Genomic DNA, 20,067 nt, shown 5'->3' on the forward strand with positions numbered 1-20,067 from the left:
TAGCTATCAAAAACATCAAGCTATTAATCTAAATCATTCGCCTGTATGAAGTCTTTCCCACCCAATTGCCGCATCTGGCGCAAAATCCACTGCTGGCGGGAAATAACATAACCTGATGGCGCATTCACCTTGAAACGTAGCGGATTTGGCAATACCGCTGCCAGTAGAGCCGCTTCTGAGGCACTCAATTTACTGGCGGGTTTATTGAAGAAATGGCGTGCAGCCGCTTCCACACCAAAAATACCCTCACCAAATTCGGCAATATTGAGATAAACCGTCAGAATACGGCGCTTGGTCCATATCAGTTCGATACCGGCGGTCAACCCCACTTCCAACCCTTTTCGCACCCAGCTACGCCCGTCCCAAAGAAACAGATTTTTCGCTGTCTGCTGTGACAAAGTCGACGCACCTCGGATACGATTTTGATTGCGCTGATTATGAGAAAGTGCCGATTCGATAGCACCCACATCAAATCCCCAATGTTCGGGGAACTTTTGATCCTCAGCCGCCATCACTGCCAGCGCCATGTAAGGCGAGATCTCATCCATCGGCACCCAGTCAGAGTGCGCTACATAGGAAAAATCACCGGTCAACCAGGCGCCCAGTTGCCTTTCGATCATCACCATAGAAAAAGGGACTGGCAAAAAAGCAAAAATCAAAATGCCCGCCAACCATAGCGCGACGATACCAATGACGCCCCGTTTTCCCCAATACCATAGCTGGTTTAATCCGTGCCTAACTAGCGTCATTCGGTTAAATCCAGCACCTTGGCTACCAACTTATCAATTCCTTTGGCCGCCTCAGAAATTGATGCTGCCAACATATAGGCTGGTGTGGTGACCACTTTATTCTCGGCATCGACCACCACGTCATCGGTAGGGCAAATAACATGCTCTCCACCCATAACTTCAATTGCATCAATAGTATCGGGATCGTTACCAATTGTCAGACGTATCGGTTTACCCAACAGTTTTGGCAGCATCACTGGCGCAATACACATAAAACCGATTGGTTTACCTGACTTATGCATTGATTGAATAAGTTTATATAAATCCGGGTCAATAACACATTCAGAGCCTTGCGTTGCAAAATCGCAGAGGTTCTTCGCGGCACCAAAACCACCGGGAACAATCAGGGCATCTAATTGCTCTGAATTAGCTAAAGAAAGAGGCTTGATCTGGCCGCGAGCAATACGCGCCGACTCCACTAACACATTTCGTTTCTCGGCCATTTCTTCGCCGGTAACATGATTAATAACATGCAGTTGTGGTTTATCGGGCGCGAAGAAGACAACACTTGCGCCCGCACGATCCAATGCCAGTATTGTTAAGACAGACTCATGTATCTCAGCACCGTCAAACACCCCACATCCACTAAGCACTACACCGACCGTTTTCATCACACCTCTCCTTTTCTTACTCTGTCAATCGCTTAACCCGTTCTAGTGACAAAGACGAATCTCTATCACAAATTTTAATGAATCTTGTAACAAGAGCGCTTACATTTGCTATGTTGTTGCTTGTATGATGTATGGAGAATTCCTACAACCTGCGAATTCACTCGAAATCGAAATAATATACCCTAAGTATTTCGAGTTACTGGAAGGCGGCAACTGAGCGAATCCCCAGAGGCTTACATAAGTAAGTGACTGGGGTGAGTGAAAACAGCCAACGCACATGTAACTTGAAGTATGTCGAGTATCGCAGGTTGACGATTTCCCTGGTGTTGGCGCAGTATTCGCGCACCCCGGCCTCGGTCGGGGTTATTTTTTTTCAGCTTCCGCTGCCCACTCACGTAACACCTGTACATCATTGCGCCATTCTAATTTTAATTCATCGACCCAATCTTGCACGTTGTCCCACCATGCTGGCAGTGTCGGTGTTTGGATCTGCTGTGCAAGCTGCTGGATATGGCGCAAACCAACAGAACCGGCAGCGCCTTTAATCTTATGCGCCTCTTCGGTAATACCCTTTTGGTCCCGCGCCGTCATGTTTGAGTCCAACACCGCCAAATAGCCGGGCATCATCTGTTCAAACATTTCCAGGCTTTGATGAATCAATTGTGGGCCAACCAAATCGATGTATTGCTCCAGCATTGCAGTATCAAGTAACGATTCATGGGTTTGCATCACTTTATGTTCCTGTTTTTTCGCCGAGGTTGAGGGCTTATGATCCCAAAATTGCTTAATCATGGCCGTGAGCGCCGGAACTGACAACGGCTTGCTCAGCACGTCATCCATCCCAGCATCTAAATATTCTTTTTTGTCTTTAAGTACGTTGGCGGTCAATGCTACCAGTGGCGGTAATGACTCTGCCCCATATTCCGCCCGAATTTGGCGAGCAATATCCAACCCGCTCATATCCGGCAACTGGATATCCAGCAGCACTAAATCAAAATCATCAGGTTTGAACATAGCCAGTGCATCATGGCCATTCATTGCCACCTCAACGCTGTTGCCTAATTTCTCCAATACCGAGCGCGCGACAATAACGTTCAGCTCAATATCTTCCACCAGCAATACATGCAGCGCAGGCAGAGGTATGTCATCACCTGATGGTAGGCTAGAGGCTTGCTGCACCGCAGGTGCTTTAATGGTCAAGATAAAGCATGAACCTTCCCCTTGGGTACTTTTCACCGTAATATCGCCACCCATGCTTTGCGCTAAGCGTTTAGACACCGCCAGACCAATGCCGGTACCGGTGGCCGGGCGGCCACCATTGCGATCTTTCACCTGATAATACATGGCGAAAATCTTATCCTGCTCATCTTCTGGGATACCCATGCCTGAATCTTCTACTTCAAAAATCAGGCGGTCACTCCCCTCACGCCGTACCCGCACCACAATTTTACCTTGCTGACTAAATTTCACGGCATTACCGATTAAGTTCCACAGAATCTGGCGCAAGCGGGTGCCATCGGTAATCACTTTCTCCGGCAACGGCAATTGCGGTTCCATAATGAACTTCAGCCCTTTTGGCTGCACTAACAGACCCGAAAGGTTCTCAAGATCCGCCATAAAACCTGTAAAATCAATTGGCTGATTATCAAGCTGGACTTTACGCCGTTCCAATTTATCCATCTCAATAATATCGTTGAAGATATTCCCAAGAGTGATAGCACTGACATGAATGGTTTTCAGATACTTTAGCTGTTCGCTGTCTAATTCGGTATCGAGCAGGATGCGGCTCAGGCCAACAATGCCATTAAGCGGCGTACGCAGCTCGTGGCTGATTGTTGAGATAAAGGTAGTCTTATCCCTGCTGGCGTTCTCCAGCGCGTCCTGATAGCGCTTACGCTCGGTTATATCGCGCCCAAACCCCATCAATCCGTGCCGTTTACCAACACGATCATAAAAGGGCACTTTACGCAGTTCAAAGCAGGCTTTACGGCCATCGGGATAAACCAGCCACTGCTCATAGGTAAGAGAAACGTTATGGCGGAAGACTTTCTCGTCGGTTTCCATCACTTTTTCGGCGATATCTGGCGCATAGACATCTTTGGGCGTCAGCCCAACCAGCTGTTTCTCACTCTTGCCCGTCAACAGCTCCATCGCCCGGTTGCAGCCAGAGAATTCATTATCCTCATTGCGGTAGTAAACCAGATCTGGCGACGCATCCAAAAAGGATCGCAATAACGCCGACTGCTGCCCCAGCTCAACCTGCGCCTGCTCACGGTGGCCCATCTCTTCTTTTAGTTTATCGACCACTTGCAGGTGTGCTTTTTCTGCTTTTTCACGCTCAACAATTTCCTGATTGAGTTGAGCAATATTTTCGGTCAGTTGTTTATTCAGCTCTAAATCGCGATAACGCATCACTTCAAGTTTTTCAACCAGACGTGACAGGCGCTGGCGCGACTCTTCTAATTGCTCAACCACCACTGACAAGAAATAGACTGCCCAAGGCGTAATCAACAAACCAAAGAAAATGGAACGTACCAGATCGAGAGTTTCAACAGAGCCACTCAGCACCAACGTCACCGCCATCTGCACCACCATGGCCAGCAACACCAGCACAGAGGCCAGTAGCAGTGAGAAGCGAACCAGTCCTAACTTAACCATTAAATCAACGTAGTACTGGGCTAATACCCTGATTTGCTTCATAGCAACCCCTGTCAGTGTTTATCTGATAGATCATACCGCAAAACTGGCAAGAGATAAGATGGCTTGATTAGAAGTGTGCAAAAGATTGCAAATCACAATGAGAGATTGAGGGAACAATATTTTATACGGGCTAATCATAAGCGAACGGCAGATAACGTCATCAAGCCAAACCAAGGGGAAGTGTGTCGTTGGGGTCGTAGCAGCGTGTGCCGCCGGAGCGCCCCTGGACATACTAGCCCCGAGCAACTCGATCTTTTAGGCAACCTTTTTTCAAGCATGACTATACCCATCCCCAATGGCTGTCCCCTGCCCGCCATGGACAAGCATATAACTATTCAGCTCATTCATACCGGTCCAGCGATTCTCGCACCACAACGGGGCCAACAGCGTGGGCCTGCGCGCACTGGCAGAGATCCGATGATAGACAATCTGCGCTGGAGTGTGGCGGATCATTTCACCCGCAGTCACAACATATTGTTCCAACGCCAGTTCCGGCAACCGCCCTGCCCGCCATGCTTTTCCCATCGTGCTACCTTCCACGATATGGAGTGGATGCAGTTTTACCCCATCAACACCGGTTGCCACCACTTGTTCTAACGTTGCCATGTTCTGTGACTTATCTTCGCCGGGTAAGCCGACAATCAAATGACAACATACTTTCAGCCCACGGGCACGGGCGCGGCGGGCTGTTTGCTGATAACAGGCGAAATCATGCCCACGGTTAATACGTTTGAGCGTTTTATCATTAGCGGTCTGTAGCCCCAACTCAAGCCAGACTTCATAACCTTGCTGGTGATAACCACTCAATAAATCCAAGACCGCATCCGGGACACAATCGGGCCGGGTTCCCACACACAAACCAACAATATCAGCTTCGGCTAAAGCCTGTTCATACATCACGGCTAACGCATTAACTTCTGCATAAGTACTGGTATAAGCCTGGAAGTAAGCCAGGTAACGTTTTGCCCGATTAGTTTTTTTTGCCTGTGCCGCTAGCTGCTGCGCAATACTTTGTTGCTGCATGTTCTCATCGGCAAATGAAGCGACCTGACAAAAGGTACAGCCTCCCCGGCCGAGTGTTCCATCACGATTAGGGCAGCTAAACCCGCCGTGCAGCGTGAGTTTATGCACTTTTTCACCGTAGCGGCGCTGTAAATCCGCACCAAACATATTGACTAATTTCTGCAACTGCATAATCTTGGCACTGCCTGTCAAAAAAGAGCTTAAGGCTACCCGCTAGCGATGCAATTCGCGATGACAGAGATCAACTCCCATGCCCTTGGGTGCAACTTCGCATAACCATTCATTATAAATGCAAATAAAATCACTTGACCGATGATTAAATTTTCTTATTTCCACCAACCTGTTAGCGCTTCTATTACAATTCAGTGAAAAATAGTTTTATAATCCAATAAATATTAATAATGCAGAACTTAATTCCAACATCCCCACCAGCACTAGCATGGTGCAGAGATTTGTCGATTGCACTATAGTGAGACAGCTCACAATTTCGCGCCTATCTTATCGAGTATCCGATGGGTTAAAAGTGCTAATAAATATATATTTTTCATTGTGATAAACCCATTTATTACCTTAAAGATATATCTTAAGCCTATATTTGACCTGAGTATTCTTTCTCGCTAAGTTGGAGGTCCGCTGGAAGCTTTCTAGACGGGCAAACGTCTAGTCATAATTATGCAGTAATTTAAGACTCCCTCTTAAAACAAGTCTTATACCACTTGTGAGAACCGTCACAAGAGGCCATTGGCGGAGGGCGGAAAAGCAGATTTGTCGCGAAATACGCGGCTCTCAGCCCACCCCGTCTGATGTAACCATGTCCTTCTGGAGTCGGTTTGTGAGAGTCTCGCAGAGCCTGGGGAGGTTCACTGATATGTTGTACGATAAATCCCTTGAGAGGGACAACTGTGGTTTCGGCCTAATCGCCCACATAGAAGGCGAACCTAGCCATAAGGTAGTGCGTACCGCTATACACGCACTGGCCCGCATGCAACACCGTGGTGCGATACTTGCTGATGGCAAGACCGGCGACGGTTGTGGCTTGTTGTTACAAAAACCGGATCGTTTTTTCCGGATGGTCGCTGAAGAACGCGGATGGCGTTTGGCCAAAAACTATGCCGTCGGCATGATGTTTCTCAGTCAGGACGAAGAACTCGCCAAGGCAAGCCGCCGCATTGTAGAAGAAGAATTGCAAAACGAAACGCTGTCGATTATCGGCTGGCGTGAAGTGCCGACCAACCCGGATGTTCTCGGTGAAATTGCCCTCTCCTCCCTGCCTCGGATTGAACAGATTTTTGTGAACGCCCCTGCTGGCTGGCGTCCACGTGATATGGAACGCCGCCTGTTTGTGGCGCGTCGCCGTATCGAAAAGCGTATTTCAGAAGATAAAGATTTCTACGTGTGTAGTTTTTCTAATCTGGTGACGATCTATAAAGGCTTATGTATGCCTGCGGATCTGCCACGCTTCTATCTTGATTTGGCTGATCTGCGTATGGAGTCGGCAATCTGCCTGTTCCACCAGCGCTTCTCAACCAATACCGTGCCACGTTGGCCACTGGCTCAGCCGTTCCGTTATCTGGCCCACAACGGTGAAATCAATACCATCGCCGGTAACCGCCAATGGGCGCGCGCGCGTGCTTATAAATTCAAAACGCCATTAATCCCTGATTTGCAGGATGCGGCTCCTTTCGTCAATGAGACCGGCTCTGACTCCAGTTCACTGGATAACATGTTGGAACTGTTCCTCAGTGGCGGTATGGACTTGATCCGTGCCATGCGTCTGTTAGTGCCACCGGCCTGGCAGAACAACCCGGATATGGATACCGACCTGCGCGCCTTCTTTGACTTCAACTCCATGCATATGGAGCCGTGGGATGGCCCTGCCGGGATTGTGATGTCAGATGGCCGTTATGCCGCCTGTAACCTTGATCGTAATGGCTTGCGCCCTGCGCGCTACGTTATCACCAAAGATAAGCTGATCACCTGTGCCTCTGAAGTGGGCATCTGGGATTATCAGCCCGATGAAGTGATTGAAAAAGGTCGCGTCGGCCCTGGTGAACTGATGGTGATCGATACCCGCAGCGGTAAGATCCTCCATTCAGCCGAAACGGATAACGATCTGAAAAGCCGCCACCCGTATAAAGAGTGGATGGAGAAGAACGTTAAGCGTCTGGTGCCGTTCGAAGATCTGCCAGAAGATCAGGTGGGTAGCCGTCAGTTAGATGATTCGACGCTGGAAACCTATCAGAAGCAATTTGGTTACAGCAGCGAAGAGCTGGACCAAGTCATCCGTGTGCTGGGTGAAATTGGTCAGGAAGCCACCGGCTCAATGGGTGATGACACCCCATTTGCGGTGCTATCCAGCGGCCCACGTATTATTTACGATTACTTCCGCCAGCAATTTGCGCAGGTCACCAACCCGCCAATCGATCCGCTGCGTGAAGCACACGTTATGTCACTGGCGACCAGTATCGGTCGTGAAATGAACGTGTTCTGCGAAGCTGAAGGTCAGGCGCACCGGCTGAGCTTTAAATCGCCGATCCTGTTGTTCTCTGATTTCCAACAGCTAACCACGTTGGAAGGGGAACACTACCGGGCTGATCGTGTGGATCTGACCTTTGATCCTGCCGAAACTGACCTGGAACAAGCGGTTCTGAGATTATGTGAAGAAGCGGAGCGCAAAGTCCGTGACGGTGCCGTAATGCTGGTACTGTCTGACCGCGCCATCGCCCCTAATCGCCTGCCGATACCCGCGCCAATGGCTGTCGGCGCTATCCAGACTCGCCTGGTTGAGAAAAATCTGCGCTGCGACGCCAACATTATTGTTGAAACCGCCAGCGCCCGCGACCCGCATCACTTCGCCGTGCTGCTCGGTTTTGGTGCGACTGCGATTTACCCTTATTTAGCTTATGAATCATTGGCTAAATTGGTTGATAGCCAAGCGATTGATAAGAAGTATCGCGATGTGATGCTTAACTATCGTAATGGGATCAACAAGGGCCTATACAAAATCATGTCCAAAATGGGCATTTCAACTGTGGCCTCTTACCGCTGTGCCAAGCTGTTTGAAGCGGTTGGCCTGCATCGTGATTTGTCTAATCTCTGTTTCCAGGGCGTGGTCAGTCGTATCGGTGGAGCCAGCTTCAGTGATTTCCAACAGGATCTGCAAAATCTGTCTAAACGTGCCTGGCTGAAACGCAAGCCGTTGGATCAGGGCGGTTTATTGAAGTTTGTTCACAACGGTGAATACCATGCGTATAACCCGGATGTGGTCAGTACCTTACAAAAAGCGGTTCACAGTGGTGAATACAGCGATTATCAGGCTTATGCCAAGCTGGTTAATGAGCGCCCGGTTGCCACGCTGCGTGACCTGTTAGCCATTAAACCGCAAGGTACCCCGATCCCGGTGGATCAAGTGGAACCGGCTGAATCACTGTTCACGCGCTTTGATACGGCGGCAATGTCTATCGGCGCACTTAGCCCGGAAGCCCATGAGTCATTAGCTATCGCCATGAACAGTCTGGGTGGCTTCTCTAACTCCGGCGAAGGTGGCGAAGATCCGGCCCGTTACGGTACGAATAAAGTTTCTCGTATCAAGCAGGTGGCGTCTGGTCGCTTCGGTGTGACACCGGCATATTTGGTAAACGCCGATGTTATCCAGATCAAAGTGGCACAAGGTGCAAAACCAGGTGAAGGCGGCCAGTTACCGGGGGATAAAGTCACACCTTATATCGCCAAACTGCGCTATTCCGTACCGGGAGTGACATTGATCTCCCCACCACCGCACCATGATATTTACTCAATCGAAGACTTGGCACAGCTCATTTTCGACTTGAAACAGGTCAATCCGAAGGCTTTGATTTCAGTGAAACTGGTATCTGAGCCGGGCGTGGGTACCATTGCTACCGGTGTAGCGAAAGCTTATGCCGACCTGATTACCATTGCCGGGTACGACGGTGGTACCGGTGCCAGCCCGCTCTCTTCAGTGAAATATGCCGGCTGCCCGTGGGAGTTGGGATTAGTTGAAACACAACAAGCGCTGGTTGCCAACGGCCTGCGCCATAAAATCCGCCTACAAGTAGACGGTGGCTTGAAAACCGGCGTTGATATTGTTAAAGCCGCGATTCTGGGTGCGGAAAGCTTCGGCTTCGGTACTGGGCCTATGGTGGCACTGGGTTGTAAATACTTACGTATTTGCCACCTGAATAACTGCGCCACCGGTGTAGCAACTCAGGATGAAAAACTGCGTCGTGACCATTATCACGGCTTGCCTGAACGTGTGGTTAACTACTTCCAGTTTATCGCGCGGGAAACCCGTGAAATCATGGCTGAGTTGGGTGTAAGCCAACTGGTTGATTTAATTGGTCGTACTGACATGTTGCTGGAACTGGATGGTATCTCAGCCAAACAGAACAAGCTGGATCTGTCGCCGTTGCTGAAAACCGCTACGCCACATCCGGGTAAGGCACTGTATTGTACCGAAAGTAATCCTCCGTTCGATAAAGGCGTACTGAACAAAGAGTTACTGTCACAAGCTGAACCACATATTGAAGCGAAACACAGCAAGACGTTCTACTTCGATATCCGCAACACTGACCGTTCCGTGGGTGCTGCACTGTCGGGGGCGATTGCCACTAAACATGGTGATCAAGGTCTGGCAACCGACCCAATCAAAGCATATTTCTCCGGTACTGCCGGTCAGAGCTTTGGTGTCTGGAATGCCGGTGGTGTTGAGCTAACCCTAACCGGTGATGCCAACGACTATGTCGGTAAAGGGATGGCCGGTGGCCGTATTGCAGTGCGCCCACCTGTCGGCTCCAACTTCCGCAGCCATGAGGCCAGCATTGTCGGCAACACCTGTCTGTATGGCGCGACTGGCGGTAAATTGTTCGCCGCAGGACGTGCGGGTGAGCGTTTCGCCGTGCGTAACTCTGGGGCTATTACCGTTGTTGAAGGTATCGGCGATAACGGTTGTGAATATATGACCGGTGGTATTGTCTGTGTGCTGGGCCGCACCGGGATTAACTTCGGTGCGGGTATGACCGGCGGTTTTGCTTATGTTCTTGATGAAGATGGTGAATTCCGTAAACGTGTTAACCCTGAGCTGGTGGAAGTCCTGGATGTCGATCAACTGGCAATCCATGAAGAGCATCTGCGTGGGCTGATCACTGAGCATGTTCAGTTGACCGGTTCTAGCCGTGGCGAAGAAATTCTGGCTAACTGGCCAGAGTGGGTGACCAAATTTGCTTTGGTTAAACCGAAATCCAGCGACGTGAAAGCACTGTTGGGCCACCGTAGCCGTTCCGCAGCCGAGCTGCGGGTTCAAGCGCAGTAAGGGGTTGAAATGAGTCAGAATGTTTATCAGTTTATCGACCTACAGCGCGTAGATCCGCCGAAAAAGCCGCTGAAGATCCGTAAAATTGAATTTGTTGAGATTTACGAGCCGTTTTCAGAAACCCAGGCCAAAGCACAGGCAGACCGCTGCCTGTCTTGTGGTAACCCTTATTGCGAATGGAAGTGCCCGGTTCATAACTACATTCCTAATTGGCTGAAACTGGCCAACGAGGGGCGCATTATGGAAGCTGCTGATCTGGCCCACCAAACCAACAGCTTGCCGGAAGTGTGTGGCCGTGTGTGCCCGCAGGACCGTCTGTGCGAAGGCTCTTGTACCCTGAACGACGAATTCGGCGCGGTGACTATCGGTAACATCGAGCGCTACATCAGCGATAAAGCCATAGAGATGGGCTGGAAACCTGATATGTCGCATGTTCACCCGACCGGTAAACGTGTCGCGGTGATCGGTGCTGGCCCTGCCGGGCTGGCCTGTGCCGACGTATTAGCACGCAACGGCGTACAAGCCGTGGTATTTGACCGCCATCCAGAAATTGGCGGCTTGCTGACCTTCGGTATTCCAGCCTTTAAGCTGGAAAAAGAAGTGATGATTAAGCGCCGTAAAATCTTCTCCGAGATGGGTATCGAATTCCAACTCAATACTGAAATCGGTAAAGATATCACCATGGATGCGCTGTTGCAGGAGTATGACGCGGTGTTCCTCGGTGTCGGGACATACCAATCGATGCGCGGTGGTCTGGAAAATGAAGATGCATCGGGTGTCTATGATGCGCTGCCATACCTGATTGCCAATACCAAGCAGTTGATGGGCTTTGATGCAACCGCCCATGAGCCGTATATCAATATGGAAGGTAAGCGTGTCGTGGTGCTAGGCGGTGGTGATACCGCAATGGACTGTGTGCGTTCATCGATTCGCCAAGGGGCTACCGATGTGGTGTGCGCCTATCGTCGTGATGAGGTCAACATGCCAGGTTCCAAGCGGGAAGTGAAAAACGCCCGTGAGGAAGGCGTTGAGTTTAAATTCAATCTGCAACCATTGAGCATTGAAGTTAACAGCAACGGCAAAGTCTGTGGTGTGAAGATGGTTCGTACCCAACTGGGCGCACCTGATGCGCAAGGTCGTAGTGTGGCTGAGCAGATCCCAGGGTCTGAACATGTGCTGCCCGCAGATGCAGTCATAATGGCATTTGGCTTCCGCCCACACAGCATGGAGTGGTTGGCAGCACATGACGTGGCATTGGATAAACAGGGCCGTGTAGTCGCGCCTGAGAGCACTGATAATGCCTTCCAGACCAGTAACCCAAAAATCTTTGCCGGCGGCGATATCGTCCGTGGCTCTGATCTGGTGGTGACTGCCATTGCTGAAGGCCGCAAAGCCGCCGATGGCATCATGAATTATCTGGAAGTCTAACTGTAAAAGTCTCCTGCCATAAACGTAACGCTAAAGGGCTGGTTATCCAGCCCTTTTTACTGTTTTTTTTCCACGCACATCCACTTCAGTTCAAGATTTTGTAACAATCTCAACCACCTTATTTGCAGCATTTTATAGCTGAGGCGCTATAGTAAAGGCCGAGTCCAAATAGGTTTTATGCTTTCTGTACTTATACTTTCTGTATCTATGCTTTTTGGCCTGACCTCATGGCCAGCCTTATTATTACGCCTTGTTTTAAATAAAGGATTATCTGTTATGAAATCTCACTTACTTTTTATTGCTGGCGGTTTGCTGGCGATCAGCAGCAGTGCATTGGCTATGTCTTTGAATTATCAAGAAGTTGGTTACAATATTGAGGCGCGTGGTGCGCGCGCTGTGGTAGCCGAACTGGCAAAGGCTGGGCAACTGCCTGCGGTAGAGAATAATATTAAGCTGGGTGATGACAACTGGATTGCCATGGCCCCTAAACTGGCCGATGCCGGTAATGCAAATTTCACTGCTGGGGTGAAATCAGCACTCTCTTCTGCGCTGATTTATAACCCAGCTGCAGTATTAAAAGCGGTGAGCGACAGTAAATCACTGACATTATCAGAGATTTGTACCGCACCGGCAGATGTCAAAGACAGTGCTGCCAAAGCCAGCTTCCAACAACGCGCCGCTCATACCTTATCGACTATCAGAAATAGCGATATGATGAGCCAGCGAGATAGCTGTCTGGCCGAGTTGAAAAAACTGTCTTAATGATTGGTTATTTGGCAGAAATAATAAGGGCGGCTAATGCCGCCCTTATTGGGTATGGTAACGCTTTGCGCAAGACAACAGAGTGGTTTGTTACTTAACGACCCGCAATGCTGGGCGACCACCGCTACGTGGCGGTTTTGGTGGCTCATCATCTGGTGAATGACTGTCGTCTTGTGACACCAGAGTATCACCCGTGACTAATGTCAGGTTCTCAGCCGATGCCGTCTCGCTGCCTTCCTCTTCGAAAGCCTCAAAATTACCATCGACATCAGAATCGTAAGCCTCTTCAGGCTCAAACATAGTGCCAGAACCGTTTTCACGCGCATAGATAGCCATTACTGCAGCCATCGGCACGGTAACTTGACGAGGAACGCCACCAAAACGGGCATTGAAACTTACCTCGTCGTTACCCAATTCCAAATTACCCACGGCACGTGGTGCTACATTCAATACAATTTGCCCATCACGAGCAAATTCCATCGGCACTGAAACACCCGGCCGGGTGACATCCACAACCAGATGCGGAGTCAGTTGATTATCAATCAACCACTCGTAAAATGCGCGCAACAGATAGGGACGGCGCGGAGACATATCCGACATCTCCATAACAATTAACCTCGGGTTTTCAGGTGCATTTCACGTTCAGCTTCAGTCAGAGAAGCCAGGAATGCATCACGCTCAAACACACGAGTCATATAACCTTTCAACTCTTTAGAGCCAGCACCGATTAACTCAATGCCTAATACTGGCAAACGCCACAATAGCGGGGCTAAATAGCAATCGACCAAACTGAATTCTTCGCTCATAAAGAAAGGCATTTCATTAAATACCGGCGCGATAGACAACAGAGCTTCACGTAGCTGTCTGCGGGCTGCTTCAGCTTCCTGTGCATTGCCTTGTTCGATCTTATGCATCAGGGAATACCAGTCTTTCTCGATGCGATTCATCATCAAACGACTGCTACCACGAGCAACAGGGTATACCGGCATCAACGGAGGGTGAGGGAAACGCTCATCCAAATACTCCATGATAATGCGGGATTCATACAGTGTTAGCTCGCGATCAACCAAAGTAGGGACGGTCTGGTAGGGATTGAGGTCAATCAGGTCCTGCGGCAGATTGCCAGCTTCAACCTGCTCAATCTCAACACTGACACCTTTCTCCGCCAGTACGATACGTACTTGATGGCTAAAAATGTCGGTCGGGCCGGAAAACAGCGTCATTACCGAACGTTTGTTGGCAGCGACAGCCATGAAAACCTCCAAGATTATCTAGAAAACAGTGCGAATAGCCCACGGTTAGGTTGCTATCCTGAGTCGTTTTACCGCCAGTTCGTCATCTCGACATCTGTTGCCGTAATAAGCCTTGGTCGAGATAGTCATTCAGCCAGGGAGATATACAGACACCAACAGTTCGCCGAACAGGCACAAAAGTGGGTGATAGTTTACCAGATTTTGCATGTTTTGTGGGGATGCTGCTACGATTTCGTGATTAATTGTTTATCAGACAACGGTTTAGCAACGAAAATATAATATGTGCTGTGGTGGAAAGGCGTTTTTCAGGCATAAAAAAACCCGGTGAGACACCGGGTTTTTACCATCAATCTGATGCCGTAAAGGCAAAAAATTAACGTTTGGAGAACTGTGGACGACGACGTGCTTTACGCAGACCCACTTTCTTACGCTCAACTTCACGCGCATCACGCGTTACGAAGCCAGCTTTACGCAGTTCACCACGAAGAGACTCGTCATATTCCATCAGTGCACGGGTGATACCGTGACGGATAGCGCCAGCCTGACCTGAAATACCACCACCTTTAACAGTGATGTACATGTCAAACTTGGTAACCATGTCTACCAGTTCCAACGGTTGATTAACTACCATGCGGGCAGTTTCACGACCGAAGTAAACTTCAAGGCTACGTTGGTTAATAACGATTTTACCGCTACCCGGCTTAAGAAAAACGCGTGCAGCAGAACTTTTGCGGCGACCAGTGCCGTAGTATTGATTTTCAGCCATTGCCATAATCCCGATTAAATGTCCAGAACTTGCGGTTGCTGCGCCGCATGATTGTGCTCAGTACCCGCGTAAACTTTCAGTTTACGATACATTGCACGACCCAGCGGACCCTTCGGCAGCATGCCTTTAACCGCGATTTCAATCACACGCTCAGGACTGCGGGCAATCATCTCTTCAAAGGTCGCTTGCTTGATACCACCGATATGACCGGTGTGACGGTAATAAATCTTGTCTGTACGCTTGTTACCGGTTACGGCAACTTTTTCTGCGTTCAGAACGATGATGTAATCACCAGTATCAACGTGCGGGGTGTATTCCGCTTTATGCTTGCCGCGTAAGCGACTAGCCAGTTCAGTAGCGAGGCGACCTAAGGTCTTACCGCTCGCGTCAACAACATACCAGTCGCGTTTTACAGTTTCTGGTTTAGCTGTGAAAGTTTTCATTATAAAAGCTTACCCAATTAATAAGTTACACGTTGGTGAACACCCAAACGTTCAAAAACAGTTGAGGCTCACACGACCATCAGTCCAGCAAACCTACCCCTTCGAATAGCCAATGCCGGCACTATCAAAGTTTTTGGGAAAAAAACTTTGTTGTAACGTGGGGTCGCAAGATTATAGAGAAGTCGACGTTAAAGATCGAACTGTTTTTGACGAGAAAGGTATAAATTAAACATGTTAAGTTAGGGCGAAGGAAAATCGCCCACCACAGAATAGCATTTTAGCGGGTCAGAAGTGAATAACGGTTGTGCAGATTATCCCTATGGCAGATGCGGTAAAGAGAGATACTCTTCACTTTGCATCTCTTGTAACCGCGATAAACAGCGTTGATACTCAAATTTAAGGCGCTCGCCGCAATAAATATCAAACATTGATACTTCTGCCGCAATAATCAATTTTACCCGCCGTTCATAAAATTCATCCACCAGTGCCAGAAAACGCCTGGCAGTATTCTCATCGCGCGTCTCCATACGGTGGACGTTGTGCAGTAACACCGTGTGATAGAGCTTGGACAGAGCAATGTAATCCAACTGGCTGCGGGCTTCTTCACATAATGTATGGAAATCCACCGCCAAAACGCCTTGGGCTGAGCAAATAGCAGGCAATGGCCGATGGTTGACTTCCAGTATTGGCGCCCGCTCCCCCTCTTTACCGGCCAGTTTGATAAAAATATCGTCCATCGCCTGTTCAGTTTGTGGATTCAATGGCGTCAGGTAAAGATTTGCCTGAGTCAGGGTACGCAAGCGATAGTCAATGCCGGCATCGACGTTCATCACATCGCAATACTGTTTAATCAATTCAATGGCTGGCAAGAAACGGGCACGCTGTAACCCATTATGATACAAATTATCCGGCGGAATATTGGAGGTGGCAACCAGCGTGATACCTCTGGCAAAGAGTGCCTCCAGCAATGTCGCCAGTAACATGGCATCAGTAATATCCGAGACAAAGAACTCATCAAAACACAGCACATCAGTCTGTGCTTTGAAACCGTCTGCAATAATTTCCAATGGATTTTCATGGCCTTGCAACTCGGTCAGTTCTTGGTGTACCCGCAGCATAAAACGATGAAAGTGCAGCCGAAGCTTGCGCTCGCCCGGCAAACTGTGGAAAAACAGATCCATCAGCCAGGTTTTACCCCGCCCAACACCGCCCCACATATATAGCCCCTGGGCTGGGCGAATCGAGGCCCGTGGTGCTGCACGGCCAATCAAACGGTTCAATCGCCCACGCAGACTGGTGTTCACAGGCCGTGCGCTCTGACGTTGGTTTAGTTCCTGATAAAGTGTGTCCAGCCGTGCTACTGCACGCCGTTGTACCTCATCCGGTTGATAGTCGCCAGCAGCGAGTGCCTGCTGGTAAAGTGCTGTAGGTGTAGTTGGTTGCATGTTTATCAACAATCCCTGATAAAATAGTTATCTACTTTTTGCGGTACTTTATTGCTGATTTATCGGGCAATCGCCGCATTTACCGACACTGTCACTGCGAAGAAAGCCTGATAACCATAAGCAAAGTTGCATCAGGATTCCACTCAGACAAGGTTAACGGTTATAGTGGGTATTATTAAGTGAAAAAGTCCTGCTGAACAATGAAGTCAAAAAAGGAGTCACCATGACCTGGGAGTATGCGCTTATTGGGTTGGTTGTTGGTATCGTGATTGGCGCGGTAGCTATGCGCTTTGGCAACCGCAAATTGCGTCAGCAGCAAGTGCTGCAAAATGAGCTGGAGAAGAGCAAAACAGACTTGGAAGAGTACCGTCAGGAACTGGTTGGGCATTTCGCCCGCAGTGCTGAGTTGTTGGATAATATGGCTCGCGACTATCGCCAGCTTTATCAGCATATGGCGAAAAGCTCCAATAATTTATTACCGGACTTGCCACTGCAAGATAACCCGTTCCGCTACCGTCTGACTGAATCTGAAGCCGATAACGATCAGGCACCGGTTAAAATGCCACCTCGGGATTACTCTGAAGGCGCATCGGGGTTATTACGCCCGGAGCATCAGACCCGCGATTAAGCACGCGCTTAGCTATCATACTGACTACGGTGGGGTGTTCCTCATACTGCCGTAGTCAGCACATTTACACTTCTATACTTACCTCTCCTTGAATTGCTTCATAGCGAACCTTATATCAAGCATATCTTAGGATGCTTATATTTAGGACAGCAGTAGCCTTTTGAAATAAGTGAATTTTTTAGCTTAGCCAGAGTCTTAATTTGCAACGGGCCTGTAACAGCCATCCATCCTATTCATTCACCGTTAGGTATTGAGAGAGTTTAAATCAATGAAGAAAAAGTCATTACTTCTTAGTGCGCTGGCATTGAGTGTCGGCTTAGGTCTCGCGTCTGTTCCAATGGTGAACGCAGCAGCTCTCCCAGCGGCAGTAGCCGGGCAGGCAGTCCCTAGCCTGGCACCGATGCTGGAAAAAGTTTTGCCCGCCGTCGTCAGTGTTCATGTTTCAGGAACACAGGTACAGCAGCAACGCTTGCCGGAAGAGTTCAAATTTTTCTTTGGCCCGAATGCGCCAACCGGTAAAGAAAGCAACCGCCCATTCGAGGGGTTAGGTTCTGGCGTTATCATTAATGCCGAAAAAGGCTACGTACTAACGAATAATCACGTTATCAATAATGCGGATAAAATTCGTGTTCAGCTCAATGATGGCCGTGAATATGATGCGAAACTGCTTGGACGAGATGAACAAACCGATATCGCGTTATTGCAGTTAACCGATGCCAAAAATCTGACTGCGATTAAAATGGCCGACTCCGATAACCTGCGGGTGGGGGATTTTGCCGTTGCTGTTGGTAATCCATTTGGCTTGGGGCAAACAGCCACCTCCGGGATTATTTCAGCCTTGGGGCGGAGTGGCTTAAATCTGGAAGGATTGGAAAACTTTATCCAGACAGATGCCTCCATCAACCGGGGTAACTCTGGTGGTGCACTGGTTAACCTCAATGGCGAATTGATTGGGATTAACACCGCAATCTTGGCCCCAGGCGGCGGCAATATTGGTATAGGTTTTGCTATTCCAAGTAACATGGCACAGAGCCTCAGCCAGCAGTTGATTGAGTTTGGCGAAGTAAAACGCGGGCTGTTGGGGATTCGTGGCAGCGAAATGACCGCTGACATGGCAAAAGCCTTTAATATTGATGCTCAGCGTGGTGCTTTTGTCAGCGAAGTGTTGCCAAAATCAGCCGCTGCTAAAGCGGGTATCAAAGCCGGTGATGTGCTGGTTTCCGTGGAAGGTAAACCAATCAGTAGTTTTGCTGAGTTGCGCGCCAAAGTGGGTACCACAGGGCCAGGTAAAGCCATTAAAGTTGGCTTGCTGCGCGATGGGAAGCCGCTTGAAGTTACCGTAACACTGGAAAACAGCAGCCCGACATCAACCAGTGCAGAAACCTTATCAGCCTCATTGCAGGGCGCATCCCTGAGCAATGGCGAAATTAAAGGTGGCAGCAAGGGGATCAAAGTTGAGAGCGTGACCAAAGGCTCACCTGCTGCGCAATCTGGTTTACAGAAAGATGATGTAATTATTGCGGTAAACCGTGTCCGGGTTCAGGATATTACTCAGTTGCGTAAAGCTCTTGACGCAAAACCGGCGGTAATTGCACTGAATATTGTGCGTGGTGAAGAGAATATTTACCTGTTAATACGCTAATTTGCAGAAAAATCGGACACAGCACAATGCTGTGTCCGCCAAACTCATGCTATCCTCCTGTCATCTATTCATTTACGCCTTACACCTCATGTTTCTTAAGCTATTGCGTTCTATTATTTTGGGGCTAATTGTTGCCGGTCTATTGCTGGTCGCAATGCCTATGCTCCGTAGCCCAGGCCATTTCTTTTCCGGCAAGAGCGATAGCATAAGTGAAGAAGTTCCCGCCAGTTATAACCAGGCAGTGCGCAGAGCCGCTCCTGCGGTGGTTAATGTGTATAACCGTAGCCTAAGCTCTACCCAAGATGGGCTAGCTATTCGCACATTGGGTTCTGGCGTTATCATGAGTGATAAGGGATATATCCTGACCAACAAGCACGTTATCAATAATGCTGAACAGATCATTGTGGCGCTACAAAATGGCCGTATATCTGAGGCGTTGCTGGTTGGCTCCGATGGCTTAACTGATTTAGCAGTACTCAAAATTGATGCCGTAAACCTACCCGTGATCCCAATTAATATTAATCGTGCACCCCATATCGGTGATGTGGTGCTGGCAATTGGTAATCCTTATAACCTTGGTCAGACCGTCACCCAAGGGATTATCAGCGCCACTGGGCGTATTGGTTTAAGTGATTCTGGGCGGCAAAACTTCCTTCAAACCGATGCCTCAATCAATCAGGGCAATTCTGGCGGTGCGCTGGTAAATACCTTGGGCGAGCTGATGGGGATTAACACCCTGTCCTTCGATAAGAGCAGTAATGGCGAGACACCGGAAGGGATTGGTTTTGCAATTCCGACAGCGCTTGCGACCAAAGTGATGGAAAAACTTATCCGTGATGGGCGAGTGATACGCGGCTATATCGGAGTTACCGGTGAAGAATATCCCCCCTTCAATGCCAGCGGTAATAGTACGGATCGAGTACATGGGATTAAGGTTAATGACATATCAGCCCGTGGCCCGGCGGTAGATGCCGGTCTGCAAATTGGCGATATCATTCTTAGTGTTAATAATAAACCTGCGACATCCGTTATCGAAACTATGGATCAGGTAGCAGAAATCCGCCCTGGGACCACCATCCCCATCTTATTTTTACGTAACGGTCAGCAAATGACGGCACAAATCACCATCAGCGAGCTAGATCAAAATGCCGTGTTAGGCCATCAGGCAACATCGCAACCGTAATAGTCATATTGAGATTCGGGCAAGAAAGGCAGCGAACAGCACTTGAGCCGACAGGGAAGAAGCGTT

15 protein-coding genes are annotated in these 20,067 nt (G+C 49.1%); 6 read left to right on the forward strand and 9 right to left on the reverse strand.

What is annotated here, in order from left to right; genetic code table 11:
• Positions 1-23 precede the first annotated feature (23 nt).
• From mtgA to A6J67_RS00805, 4 genes are all read right to left on the reverse strand, one after another.
• The gene (mtgA, locus tag A6J67_RS00785; protein ID WP_032906959.1) at positions 24-749 is read right to left on the reverse strand and encodes a monofunctional biosynthetic peptidoglycan transglycosylase; all 726 of its coding nucleotides are present in this window, start codon (positions 747-749) and stop codon (positions 24-26) included.
• On the reverse strand, positions 746-1,399 hold the full coding sequence (gene elbB / locus A6J67_RS00790; protein ID WP_005188393.1) for an isoprenoid biosynthesis glyoxalase ElbB: 654 nt from the start codon (positions 1,397-1,399) through the stop codon (positions 746-748). The genes mtgA and elbB overlap by 4 nt, the downstream gene beginning before the upstream one ends.
• 363 nt (positions 1,400-1,762) lie before the next feature.
• Entirely contained in the window at positions 1,763-4,099 is a 2,337-nt protein-coding gene (arcB, locus tag A6J67_RS00800) for an aerobic respiration two-component sensor histidine kinase ArcB (protein ID WP_005188395.1), read from the reverse strand.
• 270 nt (positions 4,100-4,369) lie between these two features.
• The gene (locus A6J67_RS00805; protein ID WP_042569017.1) at positions 4,370-5,293 is read right to left on the reverse strand and encodes a TIGR01212 family radical SAM protein; all 924 of its coding nucleotides are present in this window, start codon (positions 5,291-5,293) and stop codon (positions 4,370-4,372) included.
• A gap of 697 nt (positions 5,294-5,990) precedes the next feature.
• On the opposite strand from A6J67_RS00805, the gene gltB reads away from it, so the two are divergent.
• The 3 genes from gltB to A6J67_RS00820 all read left to right on the forward strand — a co-directional run bounded on the left by gltB (position 5,991) and on the right by A6J67_RS00820 (position 12,641).
• Entirely contained in the window at positions 5,991-10,451 is a 4,461-nt protein-coding gene (gltB, locus tag A6J67_RS00810) for a glutamate synthase large subunit (protein WP_032906960.1), read from the forward strand.
• 9 nt (positions 10,452-10,460) lie between these two features.
• On the forward strand, positions 10,461-11,879 hold the full coding sequence (locus tag A6J67_RS00815; protein ID WP_005188401.1) for a glutamate synthase small subunit: 1,419 nt from the start codon (positions 10,461-10,463) through the stop codon (positions 11,877-11,879).
• 276 nt (positions 11,880-12,155) lie between these two features.
• Complete coding sequence (locus A6J67_RS00820; protein ID WP_050073848.1) at positions 12,156-12,641, forward strand: hypothetical protein; 486 nt, start codon at positions 12,156-12,158, stop codon at positions 12,639-12,641.
• A gap of 90 nt (positions 12,642-12,731) precedes the next feature.
• Here A6J67_RS00820 and sspB read toward each other — a convergent pair whose 3' ends face one another.
• The 5 genes from sspB to zapE form a co-directional block, all read right to left on the reverse strand.
• Positions 12,732-13,247 carry a ClpXP protease specificity-enhancing factor gene (sspB, locus tag A6J67_RS00825; protein ID WP_005188405.1) on the reverse strand — a complete coding sequence of 172 codons (516 nt, stop codon included), beginning with the start codon at positions 13,245-13,247 and terminating at the stop codon, positions 12,732-12,734.
• A gap of 5 nt (positions 13,248-13,252) precedes the next feature.
• A complete protein-coding gene (gene sspA, locus A6J67_RS00830; protein ID WP_005188407.1) occupies positions 13,253-13,894 on the reverse strand; it encodes a stringent starvation protein SspA in 642 nt (213 codons plus the stop codon).
• Between the two features lie 373 nt (positions 13,895-14,267).
• Positions 14,268-14,660, reverse strand: coding sequence for a 30S ribosomal protein S9 (gene rpsI / locus A6J67_RS00840; RefSeq protein WP_005162424.1), 393 nt, complete (start codon positions 14,658-14,660; stop codon positions 14,268-14,270).
• A 14-nt stretch (positions 14,661-14,674) separates the two neighbouring features.
• Positions 14,675-15,103, reverse strand: coding sequence for a 50S ribosomal protein L13 (gene rplM, locus A6J67_RS00845; protein WP_005188409.1), 429 nt, complete (start codon positions 15,101-15,103; stop codon positions 14,675-14,677).
• Between the two features lie 317 nt (positions 15,104-15,420).
• Positions 15,421-16,548 (reverse strand): cell division protein ZapE, encoded by a 1,128-nt coding sequence (gene zapE, locus A6J67_RS00850; RefSeq protein ID WP_050296886.1) that lies wholly within the window; start codon positions 16,546-16,548, stop codon positions 15,421-15,423.
• Between the two features lie 223 nt (positions 16,549-16,771).
• Between zapE and zapG the strand changes: the two genes are divergently transcribed.
• From zapG to degS, 3 genes are all read left to right on the forward strand, one after another.
• Entirely contained in the window at positions 16,772-17,176 is a 405-nt protein-coding gene (gene zapG, locus A6J67_RS00855; protein ID WP_004714934.1) for a Z-ring associated protein ZapG, read from the forward strand.
• A 268-nt stretch (positions 17,177-17,444) separates the two neighbouring features.
• Positions 17,445-18,818, forward strand: a complete 1,374-nt coding sequence (gene degQ / locus A6J67_RS00860; RefSeq protein ID WP_005188415.1) for a serine endoprotease DegQ — start codon at positions 17,445-17,447, stop codon at positions 18,816-18,818.
• A gap of 88 nt (positions 18,819-18,906) precedes the next feature.
• Positions 18,907-20,001, forward strand: a complete 1,095-nt coding sequence (gene degS / locus A6J67_RS00865) for an outer membrane-stress sensor serine endopeptidase DegS (RefSeq protein ID WP_042569011.1) — start codon at positions 18,907-18,909, stop codon at positions 19,999-20,001.
• The last annotated feature ends 66 nt before the right edge of the window (positions 20,002-20,067 follow it).

The organism is Yersinia sp. FDAARGOS_228 (genome assembly GCF_002073315.2).
Lineage (GTDB): Bacteria > Pseudomonadota > Gammaproteobacteria > Enterobacterales > Enterobacteriaceae > Yersinia > Yersinia intermedia.

Bases quoted from the DNA above. Each gene is read 5' to 3' on its own strand.
- mtgA (WP_032906959.1), bottom strand. From the start codon at position 749: ATGACGCTAGTTAGGCACGGATTAAACCAGCTATGGTATTGGGGAAAA.
- elbB (WP_005188393.1), bottom strand. From the start codon at position 1,399: ATGAAAACGGTCGGTGTAGTGCTTAGTGGATGTGGGGTGTTTGACGGT.
- arcB (WP_005188395.1), bottom strand. From the start codon at position 4,099: ATGAAGCAAATCAGGGTATTAGCCCAGTACTACGTTGATTTAATGGTT.
- A6J67_RS00805 (WP_042569017.1), bottom strand. From the start codon at position 5,293: ATGCAGTTGCAGAAATTAGTCAATATGTTTGGTGCGGATTTACAGCGC.
- gltB (WP_032906960.1), top strand. From the start codon at position 5,991: ATGTTGTACGATAAATCCCTTGAGAGGGACAACTGTGGTTTCGGCCTA.
- A6J67_RS00815 (WP_005188401.1), top strand. From the start codon at position 10,461: ATGAGTCAGAATGTTTATCAGTTTATCGACCTACAGCGCGTAGATCCG.
- A6J67_RS00820 (WP_050073848.1), top strand. From the start codon at position 12,156: ATGAAATCTCACTTACTTTTTATTGCTGGCGGTTTGCTGGCGATCAGC.
- sspB (WP_005188405.1), bottom strand. From the start codon at position 13,247: ATGGAGATGTCGGATATGTCTCCGCGCCGTCCCTATCTGTTGCGCGCA.
- sspA (WP_005188407.1), bottom strand. From the start codon at position 13,894: ATGGCTGTCGCTGCCAACAAACGTTCGGTAATGACGCTGTTTTCCGGC.
- rpsI (WP_005162424.1), bottom strand. From the start codon at position 14,660: ATGGCTGAAAATCAATACTACGGCACTGGTCGCCGCAAAAGTTCTGCT.
- rplM (WP_005188409.1), bottom strand. From the start codon at position 15,103: ATGAAAACTTTCACAGCTAAACCAGAAACTGTAAAACGCGACTGGTAT.
- zapE (WP_050296886.1), bottom strand. From the start codon at position 16,548: ATGCAACCAACTACACCTACAGCACTTTACCAGCAGGCACTCGCTGCT.
- zapG (WP_004714934.1), top strand. From the start codon at position 16,772: ATGACCTGGGAGTATGCGCTTATTGGGTTGGTTGTTGGTATCGTGATT.
- degQ (WP_005188415.1), top strand. From the start codon at position 17,445: ATGAAGAAAAAGTCATTACTTCTTAGTGCGCTGGCATTGAGTGTCGGC.
- degS (WP_042569011.1), top strand. From the start codon at position 18,907: ATGTTTCTTAAGCTATTGCGTTCTATTATTTTGGGGCTAATTGTTGCC.